Source organism: Winkia sp. UMB3158 (assembly GCF_030217145.1).
GTDB lineage: Bacteria > Actinomycetota > Actinomycetes > Actinomycetales > Actinomycetaceae > Winkia > Winkia anitrata.
This window is the reverse complement of the sequence record NZ_JASONH010000012.1, coordinates 1-12814: the sequence shown is the minus strand read 5'-3', so window position 1 is coordinate 12814 and position 12814 is coordinate 1. Positions and strand designations below refer to the sequence as shown.

Annotated in this window: 11 protein-coding genes and 1 CRISPR repeat array; of the genes, 4 read left to right on the top strand and 7 right to left on the bottom strand. The window is 53.6% G+C overall.

Going from position 1 to position 12814, the window contains the following annotated elements; translation table 11 throughout:
• Positions 1–48: 48 nt before the first annotated feature.
• Positions 49–687: a CRISPR direct-repeat array (repeat unit 29 nt; unit sequence GGAATTACCCCCGCTCGCGCGGGGAAAAG).
• 143 nt (positions 688–830) lie between these two features.
• On the bottom strand, positions 831–2864 hold the full coding sequence (locus tag QP400_RS10415) for a hypothetical protein (RefSeq protein ID WP_004807155.1): 2034 nt from the start codon (positions 2862–2864) through the stop codon (positions 831–833).
• A gap of 180 nt (positions 2865–3044) precedes the next feature.
• Here QP400_RS10415 and QP400_RS10410 point away from each other — a divergent pair, with 180 nt between their 5' ends.
• Positions 3045–3452 (top strand): YccF domain-containing protein, encoded by a 408-nt coding sequence (locus QP400_RS10410; protein WP_040315302.1) that lies wholly within the window; start codon positions 3045–3047, stop codon positions 3450–3452.
• A gap of 59 nt (positions 3453–3511) precedes the next feature.
• The gene (locus tag QP400_RS10405; protein ID WP_004807150.1) at positions 3512–4171 is read left to right on the top strand and encodes an SDR family oxidoreductase; all 660 of its coding nucleotides are present in this window, start codon (positions 3512–3514) and stop codon (positions 4169–4171) included.
• Between the two features lie 158 nt (positions 4172–4329).
• On the opposite strand, the gene QP400_RS10400 is transcribed toward QP400_RS10405, so the two are convergent.
• Complete coding sequence (locus QP400_RS10400) at positions 4330–4551, bottom strand: hypothetical protein (RefSeq protein ID WP_004807149.1); 222 nt, start codon at positions 4549–4551, stop codon at positions 4330–4332.
• Between the two features lie 298 nt (positions 4552–4849).
• On the opposite strand from QP400_RS10400, the gene QP400_RS10395 reads away from it, so the two are divergent.
• The gene (locus QP400_RS10395; RefSeq protein ID WP_004807147.1) at positions 4850–5533 is read left to right on the top strand and encodes a helix-turn-helix transcriptional regulator; all 684 of its coding nucleotides are present in this window, start codon (positions 4850–4852) and stop codon (positions 5531–5533) included.
• A gap of 73 nt (positions 5534–5606) precedes the next feature.
• Here the strand turns inward: QP400_RS10395 and QP400_RS10390 are convergent, their stop codons facing one another.
• The 5 genes from QP400_RS10390 to QP400_RS10370 all read right to left on the bottom strand — a co-directional run bounded on the left by QP400_RS10390 (position 5607) and on the right by QP400_RS10370 (position 10568).
• Positions 5607–6749, bottom strand: coding sequence for a trans-sulfuration enzyme family protein (locus tag QP400_RS10390; protein ID WP_004807143.1), 1143 nt, complete (start codon positions 6747–6749; stop codon positions 5607–5609).
• Between the two features lie 79 nt (positions 6750–6828).
• Positions 6829–8181, bottom strand: coding sequence for an aromatic amino acid transport family protein (locus QP400_RS10385; RefSeq protein WP_004807142.1), 1353 nt, complete (start codon positions 8179–8181; stop codon positions 6829–6831).
• 26 nt (positions 8182–8207) lie between these two features.
• Positions 8208–8591: a Rid family detoxifying hydrolase gene (locus QP400_RS10380; RefSeq protein WP_004807140.1), complete on the bottom strand. Its 384-nt coding sequence runs from the start codon at positions 8589–8591 to the stop codon at positions 8208–8210.
• 297 nt (positions 8592–8888) lie between these two features.
• A complete protein-coding gene (locus QP400_RS10375) occupies positions 8889–10220 on the bottom strand; it encodes an SLC5/6 family protein (RefSeq protein ID WP_004807138.1) in 1332 nt (443 codons plus the stop codon).
• A gap of 222 nt (positions 10221–10442) precedes the next feature.
• Positions 10443–10568 carry a hypothetical protein gene (locus QP400_RS10370; protein ID WP_257993930.1) on the bottom strand — a complete coding sequence of 42 codons (126 nt, stop codon included), beginning with the start codon at positions 10566–10568 and terminating at the stop codon, positions 10443–10445.
• A 339-nt stretch (positions 10569–10907) separates the two neighbouring features.
• Here QP400_RS10370 and QP400_RS10365 point away from each other — a divergent pair.
• Positions 10908–12814, top strand: a 1907-nt coding sequence (locus QP400_RS10365; RefSeq protein ID WP_285462676.1) for a Rib/alpha-like domain-containing protein, incomplete at its 3' end; no start/stop codon positions are given.

The window sequence follows — 12814 nt, the reverse complement described above, 5'->3', positions numbered from 1 at the left end:
CTCGCGCGGGGAAAAGGGCCGAGACTGTCAACGATGGGGTAGCGTTTCGGAATTACCCCCGCTCGCGCGGGGAAAAGAGTGAACCTATTTGGGTTGCCTGTTCTTGCCTGGAATTACCCCCGCTCGCGCGGGGAAAAGACGCGGCCTCATCAATGACTTCGTATTCGAGTGGAATTACCCCCGCTCGCGCGGGGAAAAGAGCCTAAAAGGGCGGCAATAATCTGCGCGATAGGAATTACCCCCGCTCGCGCGGGGAAAAGTTCAACCCCTTCTTTTTTATAATATTATTTTTGGAATTACCCCCGCTCGCGCGGGGAAAAGTGGGTGCCTGTGGTCGGTATTGGGGCAGCATGGGAATTACCCCCGCTCGCGCGGGGAAAAGCATGTGATGTATAGGCTTGAGATTTGAAAGTAGGAATTACCCCCGCTCGCGCGGGGAAAAGCAATCTCATAGTCGCCGGGGGTAATCTCCAGTGGAATTACCCCCGCTCGCGCGGGGAAAAGAATACTGTTCCGACATCATTCCCCTTTTGTGAAGAATTACCCCCGCTCGCGCGGGGAAAAGCGGTTTGGGTTGGTATTGGCCAGGTTTGCATTGGAATTACCCCCGCTCGCGCGGGGAAAAGGTGCCGCGCCCGATTCCTATTTACGAATCGCAGGAATTACCCCCGCTCGCGCGGGGAAAAGTCTAAATGACCTGCGCTTTTGGGCGTCTGTATCATTCTTCCATGCTGGTAGCTATCTTACAGTCTGCCGCCTGCAAGGTGCGTATCTATGCCTAGTAACGCACCATCTGAGTTCTCCAACTCAGCCCCTGACGCTAGCCTCGGTCAGTTCTTTTTGCGGCTTAGTTTTGCAACTGCGCCCAGGCTAATCATTGCCATGGCTCCTAGCAGAGTGGGTACTAAAGCTGTCGCTCCAGTTGTCGCTATGAACGAGCCGACTGTTTTTGGCTCACTCGCTTGCCGTTCCGCATCAGACTTGCCGCCGTTTTTGCCCCCAGCGTTTTTGCCTTCGCCGCTGGGCTGAGCACCTGGTTGCGAACTAGGCTTTGCACCGGGTTGGCTTCCAGGCTTTGCCCCAGGCTGCGTTCCAGGCTCGGTGCCGGGTTGCGCGCCGGGATCGCTAGTGTTGTCGCCCTCGTCAGTACCGGTGGAACCGTCCTTGCTGCCGGAGGCGCCCTCACCGTCCTTGCCGCCGTTGGAGCCATCGTCAGTTCCCCCGGCTGTCGCTCCCGCTCCGATTGGCAGGGTTACTTCTTGTACCTTTTTCCCGGAAACTAGGTCCCAGGCTTCGACGGTCAGGTGGTCGTCGAAAACGCGGGCTCGTAGTGAGGACGAACGGTCGTCTTTCAACGTTTCTTCGTCATTGTCGCCGTCGGGGACGATTCCTTCTTTGACGGCGCCCGTGTTGAAGACGGGTATTCCATCTCCAACATTTTCAGGCAAGGTGTAGCGCCCCCACCAGTCGTTTAGCGTAACAATGTCGTGGGTGTGGGAGGTAAAGAAGGCAACGTTTTTGCGTCCACTCAAAATGTCGTTGAGCTCTTCAACGTCGTTGTAATCGTTCTGGTACCAGGCCGAATGCGTACCCGAAACCGTGTTGGCTAGGGTGTAGTGGGAAAATATGAGCACCGGCCGCCCTTCGTTTTCCCAGTGGTCCAGCCGCCCTTTCAACCAATAGAGTTGGGCCTGCGACGCGTTCCAAAACGGTTCTTTCCCCTGGGAGGCGTGGTCGTCGTAGTATTCGGTTCCGAGGGCGATGAGCACCACTCCCCCAACTACTTTTTCCGCGTACGGCTTGTCTCGGTCAGCCCAGGTCAAAAAGTTTTTCTGTGCTTTTTCGCTGGATAGTTCTTGCCCGTACTGTTCGTGGTTGCCGCTGCCCCACAGTATGTCGGCTCCCGTGTAGGGGTGAGCTTTCAATATCTTTTCGGCTTCGAAGTAGTTCTTATCGCGCATGGTGTCCACGAAATCACCGTTTACCACTAGCGCCGTACTCTTGTCTTTGAATGCGGAAATGCGGTCCATTGCCCGCCCCCATTTTTTCCCATTTGTTGGGGCGTCGGGGTTTGCGTGCGTGTCGGAAATAATGTCGATAATTCCTGTAGGCTTTTTATCTTCGTATTTGTACGGCTTGTGTAGGGCAACATTGTCAATTGCCCACCACTTATCGTTGTATGAGTTGTTGTAATTGAAGGATATTTGTGCCGTCTTGGCTCCGCCCGGCACTTTTACCTCCAGCTCGTGGTGGTTAGAGTAGTCGTTCTTATCCAGGGTAAGCAGGGTTTGGCCTTCCCCGCCGCCAAAGCTGATGGTTACGGTGGCGTTTTGGCCCTTTTTGCCCTGCCGGTAGTGGGAGTCGAATCCCAGCACTAGCTGGTTTTGTCCGCCTACCGGAATCTGGGGGGTCACCAGCGCTGTTGAGAAGCTTTCGTCTTTGGCTAGTCGCTGGTGTTCAGATTCCATCACCGCGAAGTTGCCGCTGCCGCGGGTGAACCAGTGGCGTTCATCTGTGCCTGCCGCCCAGGTCCACTGGCGCACGTCTGTGAAGGTCCAGCCTCGCCAGCGCTTTTCGCCCGAGGAGGCTTTCGAGGTTTTCACTTTCCACCCTTTGGGCCCGGTGTGTGAGAACCAGTCGGGTAGGTGCAGCTCGTCGAAGTTTTCTGCCCAGATTGTTGCCGGCTTTTCTAGGGTTCCGTTCGTCTGCGTATTGTATTTGCCCATGTCCGAGGGCGCTTTCACGGCCGCTCCCGTTGCTTTCGGTGCAACGGGCACATCCGCCTCGCCCGCTTGCGCGAACGGCATCGCGACCATGGTTGCGGCTGTGATGGTTGCCAGCGCCCCTAATTTTTTCACTACCATTTCTTCTCCCTTTCGGCCTGCAGGGCTGTGATGTTCTGTAGTGCCCGGTGGGCCCCTCTTCCAGGCCGCCGGGCCGTGTTTATTCCGCGTCAGCCTAGCTAGCCAAAGCAACGCTTCTTTGACCTCTAGGTGAAGGTGGGGTGAACCTGTCCGGGTTCTGCCGGTAGACTTTGGCTCATGTTGCGCGTAATTTTCAATATTTTGTGGCTCTTTATGGCTGGCTTGGAGCTGTTTTTTCTTTATATTGCTGCTGGTATCGCTGGGTGCATCTTCATTGTGACTATCCCGGTTGCGGTAGCTTGTTTCCGCATGGCTTGGTATATTTTGTGGCCGTTTGGGCGCAAGGTTGTGCCTAAGCCGGGGGCGGGTGCCGGCTCGGCGCTTATGAATGCTGTGTGGTTTTTGGTTGCGGGTCTTTGGCTCGCCATCGGGCACATCGGCACCGCGTTCGTGCAGATGCTTACTATTGTTGGAATTCCGGTGGCGATTGCGAATATCAAGCTGATTCCCATTTCGTGTTTTCCGTTTGGCAAGCAGATCGTGCCTAACGAGTCTGCCGAGGTCACGGTTCAAACCCCGCTGACTTAGCTTGTTCACGCACAGCAATTACCCTTCCGGGGCCCCGTGGGGCTTGTTAGCGTGAAGACATGAGTAAAACAGTTGTAATCATTGGTGGCCATGGGAAGGTTGCGCGTATTGCTGGTCCTCTTTTTGCCGAGGGCGGCTACGCTGTTCGCGCCTGGGTTCGCAACCCTGCTCACGTCGAGGAGGTTAGTGTTGCCAGCGTGAAGGGTGAGCTGAATTCCATTGAGCAGATGGATCAAGAAAAGATCGCTAAGGAGCTCGAGGGCGTGGACGCTATTTTGTGGTCTGCGGGCGCTGGCGGTGGGGATCCGGAGCGCACTCTTGGCGTGGACCGCGATGCTGCTATCCGCACTATGGAAGCCGCGAAGGCTGCTGGCGTGAAGCGTTTCGTGATGGTCTCTTACGATGGTGCTAACGCTCAGGGTGAGCCCGATAAGTCCACCGATTTCCATTACTACTGGCAGGCTAAGAAGCAGGCTGACGAGCATTTGCGCGAGAGCGGGCTAGATTGGACTATTTTGGCTCCTGGCCCCCTCACTTTAGACAAGGGTACTGGCCGCGTAGACGCCGAGCCTGGTTCCGACGGTCGCCGCCGCATTTCGCGCGCTAACGTTGCGCAGGTTGCAGTGACCGCCACGGACGAGCCGCATACTGTGGGCAAGACTGTGCTTTTGGCTGATGGGGATACCCCGGTCGCGGATTATTTGGCGAACCTCAGCTAGAGCTTTTCTTTGGGCGGGGCCGGGCTTGTTCTCGGCCCCGTTTCGTATGTTTGCGAGGGCTGCGCCCCTTTTGTGTGCGCGCGAGGGCACGCCCCCTGGGGCGGGAATAAAAAATTGGCACCACAAAAAGTGGTGCCAATGGGCCAATTGGCCAGTACTTATGATCTGGGTGCGCGGGGCATTGTTGAGCGGATGGCCGCATAGATAGTTACGAGTGCCAGGATCATGGCTACGAACCAGGTGATCATTGCGGGCGCCCACCTGCTGATGAACACAGGCCCTGAGCTGACCATGCACAGTACAGGGATCATAATCGCACTGATTAGTAGTAGGTTATTCTGTTTGATGCGCGGCTTGTCGGAGTCGCTATTGCGGCTCATTTTCAATCCTCTTTTCCAGATTCCCGTCCTTGCGGGAACTTCACTTACAGCACGTTGGCTGGCATCACCAACCATGTGACGCATCTTTATTTTACGCCCTCGCCTGGACATTTTCCACTCTTTGCCATCACTACAGTACCGGGTGAGGACCTTCTGCCTACGCTTACTTCAGATTTAACTTTCACCGCCCTAGGCAGATTCGCTCTAAGGCGCACACCCTAAGGACGCAGCCTTGTTTCGGTTAGGTACCTTATAATTTTTCTGAACTCTGTTACAGATCCGCAACTAGGCAGGCGCGATGGGTTTAGAAAAGAACCTCAACTCCGATCTCTCAGCTGAACGGAAAATCATTATCCGCACTTTGATCCCTCTGGTAGAACCTCTTCAGGCTGTTTTACCTGCCCCCAGCGAGGTCGTGCTTCACGACCTTTCAAAACTGCCAAATTCTATTGTTGCAATAGCCGGCAGCATTACCGGGCGTAGCATCGGAGGGGTCGCCACAAACACTCTTATGCAGGATACTTCTACCGGGAATCTGGAAACTAAATACAACTACAGCACCAAGGCGGCTGACGGTAGTGACGTTTCCTGTTCGACAATTGTTTTTCGCGCCTCTAACGGCACCCCAGTTGCCGCATTGTGCGTTATTAAGGATGTTTCAGTTTGGAAGACTTTGCAGCAAGCTTTGAACTCGCTAATTCCTCCCGCGGTCGTGGGCAATACCCAAACTCCGCCTCCGGATGCAGAAGTTTTTAGCAAAGATGTTGACGAGCTCGCGGCAGATTTACTGAAAAGTGCTATTGCTAGGGCTGGCTCCCCTGTCGCAAAGATGACTAAGAGTCAAAAAATAGCGGTGGTGGCAGATCTTCAAGATCGCGGTTTTTTCGTTTTGAAGGAGTCGGTTGAAAAGGTTGCCAGCGCGTTGGAGGTTACGCGTTTTACTATCTATAACTATCTAAAGGAACTTGGCAATAGGAAATAGGTTGGGCGTTGCGCACGATCGCCACGCGGCTTTCACACACAACGCCCAGTCCTAGATGCATTACCTTTGCCGGTTACAGGATTTGGTCGAGCCCCTGCTTCAGGTCGGCAATAATGTCGGAGGTTTCTTCGATTCCTACCGACAGGCGTAGCAGCCCGTCAGTTACGCCCTGTTTGGCGCGTTCTTCAGGGCTCATGCAGGCGTGCGACATTGCCGCCGGGTAGGAAAGGATAGATTCGACTCCGCCAAGGCTGACGGCCAAGATGGGCAGCTTCAGCACTTGGGCCAGTCTGTTCACGGTCTGCCTATCGGCCACCTCGAAGGATAGTACGGCACCGCCGCTGCTAGCTTGCGACATGTGTAGTTTGTGGGCTGGGTGCGATTCCAACCCCGGGTAGTGCAGTGCTTTTACCGCTGGGTGCTCTTCTAGCATCTTTGCAATTTCGAGGGCGGATTTACCTGACTGGGCCATTCGCAGCCCCATCGTCTTCATGCCGCGCATAACCAGCCAGCAGTCTTCAACTCCTAGCGTGCCTCCAAGCGCTTTCTGCAGCAGGAATATTTTTTCTGCCAGGGCGTCGTCGCTGGTTATTACCATGCCTGCGATTACGTCGGAATGGCCGTTGAAGAACTTGGTTGCCGATTCGATTACAACGTCTACGCCTAGGTCTAGAGGACGCTGGAATAGCGGAGTCATAAAGGTGTTGTCGGCGATGGTTACCAGGTCGTGGCGCTTGGCTATTTCTACTACGCCTCTAATGTCGGTGACGTTTAGCAGCGGGTTAGAGGGGGTTTCTAGGTAGATGCCTTTCGTGTTTTCTTTGATTGCCCCTTCCCACGCGGTAAGGTCAGTTTCGTCTACGAAGGATGCTTCGATGCCGAATCGTGCCATCACTTCGGTGGCCAGTTGGAAGGTGCCCCCGTAGATGGATTTGCACATTACTACGTGGTCGCCCTTGTTGAAGGTGAGTAGCGCCGCCGATATTGCGGCCATTCCAGAGGCGAAAGCGAAGGCGTGTTCGCCTCCTTCTACTTTGGCTACCCCTACTTCGAGGGCGTGGCGGGTGGGGTTGCCGAAACGCGAATAGGTGTATTCGGGGGCTGCTTCAAGCGATTCTTGTTTGAAGGTCGAACACTGGTAGATCGGGATGGAAGACGATCCGGTGTACTGGTCGAAGACCTGGTAGCCGTGGATCAGTTTTGTGTTTGTTTGCATTTTTACCTCTTTTAGAAAGCACAACTGGCGTGCTTTGTTTTGATTCACAACGATGTAGTGGAACGTTTGGTTTGTTTGGCTAGCTAAACGCCAGGAAGGGCGATACTAGCAGTAGGATGCCGGCAAATACTATAAGGATCAGGCCTGGCCCACGCAGCTCCCGCAGGGAGGGCACTTTCAGCACCAAGTAGGTGGGAATCAGGCAGCCGATCATCCCAAAGATGGGCGAGCAGATCGAGGTGAACGAGAGTACCGGCGCGTTCAACACGATCGCACCCCAGGCAACTAGCACCCCGAACACTAAGATTCCTACTGCGAGTAATTTGCGATTTATTTTCTCTTCGGGGATGAACCTCTTTATCACGTTCGTGGCTATTCCTTGGCAGGCCTCTTTGAAGCCTTGGAAGACGCCGAAGAAGGCGGTCATCACGGCGAAGATGTTCAGAACGACGCTCAGGATCTGTACCCAGGCTCCGTCTAGGTTTCGCGCAGCGATCGCAAGGGTCGAGATGTTCTCGTTTGCCGCTTGTACTGCCTGGTCGTGCCCTAGCACCAGGTTGAAGGACATGGCGTAGAAAAACACAACGGTAAACAATATAAAGAAGGCAATGTTCATCGCGCGCACAGATTTATACCGTGCCACCTCGATGTTTTTGTTGTGGCTGCGGAACGATATCACCATGGGCGAAAGCGACTGTATAAACAAGATCGATGTCAGCGTAAACGGCAACAGCACAATCGTCTGCTTGACCAGGTACCCCATGTCCGGGAAGGCGCCAATATTGGCTATGTCCCAGCGGGGAATCATCACTACCCCAAGTAGGAAGATGATCGTTATTTTGGTAATCACCATCACCGAGGAGATACGGAAAAGAATTTTTTCTGCCGCCGAAGCGATAGCCACCAGCACACACACAATCGCCAATCCGTAAAGCGGGTTTGAAGACCAGTTAGTCTTTGTGATTCCGAATGTCTTCAGGTATGAGGCCGAATCGTTGGTGATCGCAGTTGAGTACACGAACACCCATATCACCAACATTATGAAGTAGAGCAGCCCCAGCAGCATCCCCCAGTTCTTGCCCAAGTATTCCGCGATCACGCTCGGATAGTCTTCACATTTTTTCGAATGCGCCAGCGTGTTAATGAACAGTCTTTGGAACAGCCACATTGCCGGGTAGGCAATTACTGCGGATACAAGAAATACCCACACCCCAATTATTCCGACTTTTACTGGCAGGAACACGATTCCTGCCCCAATAGCCATTCCAATGGACATGACGATCCAGCCCCAGTCCGTGGAGTCGAATCTTACGGCTTTTTGCCATTCTTCTTCAGTTAGGCCTGCCTTTTTTGCGTGTTTGCTAACTCTGCTACCGGTACACGCCCCGCTTGAATCGGCTTCAGCTTCGTTGCTGGACACTGTCGTTGTCACTGCCGTTTCCTATCTAGTAGTTCTATTCATTTGGTTGGGCACGTAGCCAGGGCTTCTATTTCTACCCGTGCGCCCATCGGCAGGGCTGCAACTTGGAAGGCACTGCGGGCGGGATATTTTTCTACGTCTTTGAAGGCGTTCGCATACACTTCGTTTACTGCCGCAAAGTCGTCCATGTCAGCCAATAACACCGTGGTTTTAAAAACGTCGTTTAGCGTGCAACCAAATTCGGCTAGGACTGCCGCGACGTTGCGCAGCGACTGGGCCGCCTGAGCCGTAACGTCTACTACTTCAATCTGCCCAGTTTCCGGGTTCAGCGGCAGTTGGCCAGACACTGCAATCACGTTGCCTGCAGCTTTTGCTGCCGAATAGGGTCCTACTGCTTTAGGGACCATGTTTACCTTAGGCATTTTTCCTCCAAAAATACTTATGTGCGCCCTGCCGGCGCTACAAAAATATTGGCGCAAACACCCCATCCAAGTCAACTATTTGTTGAAACTATTTTTTCAGCCTCTTTCCGCCGTTTTACGCCCCTATCCGACGGGCCACCCCGAAATTAGCGGCCAGTTTTCAACAGTTTTTCAACATTAGGTTGAAAGACCCAATCGCTCAACAGACAGGTTTTTCACACGCTAACGAGGGCGGCCACCCCACCACGCCGGTGAGCTAGGGGCGGCTTCAACACTGAAACCGCCCCTCTACTCTTGCTAGCTAAACGCCAGGAAGGGCGATACTAGCAGTAGGATGCCGGCAAATACTATAAGGATCAGGCCTGGCCCGCGCAGTTCGCGCAGCGATTTTACGCGCAGCACCAAGTAGGTGGGAATCAGGCACCCGATCATGCCGAAGATGGGCGAGCAGATGGACGTAAATGACAGCACGGGAGCGTTGAGGACGATCGCTCCCCATGAGACCAGAACACCAAACACTAAGATGGCGAAGGATAGTAGCCGGCGGTTGATGCGTTCCTCGGGAACGAAACGCTTGACGACATTCATGGCGATGCCTTGGCAGGCCTCTTTGAATCCTTGAAAGACGCCGAAGAAGGCGGTCATGACAGCGAAGATGTTCAGAACGACGCTCAGGATCTGCACCCATGCCCCGTCTAGGTTGCGGGCGGCGATCGCCAGCGTGGAAATGTTTTCGTTGGCGGCTTGCACCGCCTGATCGTGACCCAGCACTAGGTTGAAGGACATGGCGTAGAAGAACACGACCACGAAAAGGGTGAAGAACGCGATGTTCATGGCGCGCACGGATTTGTAGCGTGCCACCTCGATGTTTTTGTTGTGGCTGCGGAACGAAATCACCATGGGCGATAGCGACTGGATGAACAGGATCGATGTCAGCGTAAACGGCAGCAGCACAATCGTCTGCTTGACCAAGTAACCCAGGTCAGGGAAAACGCCAATGTTGGAAATGTCCCAGCGGGGAATCATCACTACCCCAAGTAGGAAGATGATCGTGATCTTGGTGATTACCATGATCGAGGAGATGCGGAACAGCACCTTTTCGGCCGTGGAGGCGATGGCAACCAGAATACACACGATCCCCAGCCCGTACAGGGGCGCACTGGATAGGTTGGTGCGGGTGATGCCAAAGGTTTTCAGGTACGAGGCCGAATCGTTGGTAATCGCGGTCGAATACACGAACACCCATATCGCCAACATTATGAAGTACAGCAGCCCCAGCAGCATCCCCCAGTTTTTGCCAAGATAGCCGGCAATGACTGACGGGTAGTCTTCGCATCGCTTGGATTTGGCCAGGGTGTTGATGAAGAGCTTTTGGAACAGCCACATTGCTGGGTAGGCGATCACGGCTGAAACCAGGAACACCCATACGCCGATGATGCCTACTTTGACGGGTAAGAAGACGATGCCGGCGCCGATGGCCATGCCGATCGAAAGGACGACCCAACCCCAGTCAGTCGAGTCGAATTTAGTGGCGGCCTTCCATTCCGGCACGCTCAGGCCCGCCTTTAGGGCGTGGCGCTGTTCGCGCGAACTAAAGGTGGAAGTTTCAGGAGCGGTTAGCGTACTCATCGCGCCCCTACTTCTGCGCACCCTCCTCGTGCATACACATACAGCAACAGCCACCGCCAAAGACGCGGGGGCGGCGTTTGCTGGGTTGCAGGGCAGCGTTCATATTCCTTTTCTCCATTTCGAGTTCTGGCGTCTTACACAAAAGCCTTCAGCTGCGTATAAACCGCGGCTGCATAAAAGTGTCCTAGCGGCACCCCACTCTGTCAAGCGGAAGCTGCACTTTCAAACATCGGGGACTGGGCCAGACTTATCGAGGGTGGGGTCAACTCGCTGAGGGTGAGCTAGCGTTACCAGCGAATACGTGGGCAGGCGGATTGACGCAGTAAGCAGACGCGCGGCGGCGAACATTTCCAAGCAGTTCTATGGATTCTTGCGATCATGTTTCCAGTCGGTAACTATTTATAGGATATTCGAGCGCACCTGAACATTCTCTTTACTAGCATCGGAGAATAATGCGGAATAGCCACGAAAGCGCGGCACTGAAAGTGGCATTTTCTTGATAGGACGCTACGGACTATAACAAATAGGAATATCTCAAATAGCGACTAAAATGCTATCCTTCTGGCGTTATTTGACCAGATTTCAAGTAAAAATACGCAAGTGAAGCAATGTTCACGCGTCTTATAGATTGAACGGCGGGCAATACTAACTTGTATTTTTACGAGGCTTACAGCAAGAAGGGAAGCCATGAAGAAAAATAAGGCCAATGAGGTCCTGCGCAAACATGCCGCTGGGGCCATTGGTGCGGGTATTTCTACTGTACTGATTCTAGGTAGCATGGGTTCGGTAGCGCTAGCAGCCCCTCCCGCTAGCTCCTCTACTGATGCCCCCTCTGCACATTCCAGCGACCCCGCAAAATCGATTCACTGCGGCGGGGCGGTTGCAAAGAACTTCTTCCTTGTAGATGGACTCACCAAGGACGAAGTCCAGGAAGTTCTTACTAGGAAGCTTACCGAGCAGGGACTGAACCCCTCTGATTACACGATCACTATCGAGGATTCGAAGATCAAAAAAGCTAACGCCGGTTCTTATGGCGACGGCCGTAGAAACCGCGTTATGACGGTCGAGGTTACGATCACCCCCAAGGCTGCGGGCGCGCCGGCCGTCACCTGTAATACCAGGATCCTCTATTACACTCCACCGTTTGCGTTTCTCGACAAGGGTAAGTTCCCGCAGAACCATACGCACCACAACGTTGGCAAACTGGTAGTTGATAACCCCGATTCCTACACTATTTCGCCCGAAGACAAGGTTAAGCTGATCGATGCTTTCCTAAAGGCCAACCCGAACCTGCAGCTGGAAAAGTCTCAGCTACAGATGGACGACAATGGCAACCTGACCATAACTAACAAGGCCGGCGAGGATCCGTATTCTGTGACTGTTCCTGCCGAGGAATTCGTTAGCGTGGTGGGCAAGGTTAAGGACATTTTGGTGTTCTTGGATCCGGCTACCGGCAACAAGCTATCTACCGAGGTGCCCGCGGTGCGTGTCCCGCTGAAGGCGGGTAACTGGGATGATTCTGACCTTTGGGGCACCAATAATGCGGGCGCCAACCGCAATTTGAGCGCTAAGGCGCAGCTTTCCGGGTTGGATCTAAAGCGCGAGGGCAACGAACTGGTAATTTCCGGCAAGTTCGATTCCAGCATTTCGAATAATGCTGGTGGTACCAGATACCTTGGCATTCACCGGAATTCGAGTAAAGAATACAACTATACGCAGTCGTTCTCTAATGGCTTCAAGGTCAGAGTCGTACCCCTTAAAGAAGACATTGTGGTCCGCAATCTAGATAAGGATGCGAAGTTCACCCAGGCTGATGTAGAAAAGCTGATCGATGTCGACTACAAGAAACTCAACCCTCTAAAGTTTAATCAGGATAAAGGCCTGACGGCGGCTCAAATACGCGCGGATGTAAATTCAAAGATAATCAGGAAAATTTCTGTTGACGGGCTAAAACATGAGCTTGGCACACAGGAATTCTCAGGCACTCTGCGGACTGACCTTAATGTTGTTTCTCCTGTACTGAAGGCTACAGCCATCTACTACACCGAGAAGATTCCTGCTACCCTTGTTTCGGATCCGGACAAGTTAACTCCTGACCAGATTGCAGAGATCACCAGCAAGGTCAAGAAGGTAAACAAGCTTAAGGATACTGACAAGGTCACTGTAGACAAGGCTGGCAATGTCACTATTGAATTCAAACGTGACAAAAACGACCATAACAAGGTTAATGCCACCAAGAAGTTCAAGGCCCCATTGGCTCAAGCTAAGTACCCGGACGGAAAGGTTGAAACCGGAAAGAGCATCGAATCCCCGATCACTACCCCGGAGGGTTACAAGTTCCCGACCGGAACCAAGTTCGTTGTGGACGGTGACGCCCCCGATGGGCTAGCCGTTGGCCAGGACGGCAAGATCACCTACAACGCGCCGAAGGATAAGACTCCGGGCGATTTGACCGGAAAGGTACTGGTGACGCTGCCAGATAAGAAGACTCCGATTTCGGTTCCTTTCAAGATCACCGTCATCCCGGCTGTTCCCGAAATGTCCTACCCGGATAAGAAGGTAGAGGCCGGCAAGAGTGTCGAAACTCCGATCAC

Coding starts and splice junctions, on each gene's coding strand:
- QP400_RS10415 (WP_004807155.1), bottom strand. CDS start 2,864: ATGGTAGTGAAAAAATTAGGGGCGCTGGCAACCATCACAGCCGCAACC.
- QP400_RS10405 (WP_004807150.1), top strand. CDS start 3,512: ATGAGTAAAACAGTTGTAATCATTGGTGGCCATGGGAAGGTTGCGCGT.
- QP400_RS10400 (WP_004807149.1), bottom strand. CDS start 4,551: ATGAGCCGCAATAGCGACTCCGACAAGCCGCGCATCAAACAGAATAAC.
- QP400_RS10395 (WP_004807147.1), top strand. CDS start 4,850: ATGGGTTTAGAAAAGAACCTCAACTCCGATCTCTCAGCTGAACGGAAA.
- QP400_RS10390 (WP_004807143.1), bottom strand. CDS start 6,749: ATGCAAACAAACACAAAACTGATCCACGGCTACCAGGTCTTCGACCAG.
- QP400_RS10380 (WP_004807140.1), bottom strand. CDS start 8,591: ATGCCTAAGGTAAACATGGTCCCTAAAGCAGTAGGACCCTATTCGGCA.
- QP400_RS10375 (WP_004807138.1), bottom strand. CDS start 10,220: ATGAGTACGCTAACCGCTCCTGAAACTTCCACCTTTAGTTCGCGCGAA.
- QP400_RS10370 (WP_257993930.1), bottom strand. CDS start 10,568: ATGTTCGCCGCCGCGCGTCTGCTTACTGCGTCAATCCGCCTGCCCACG.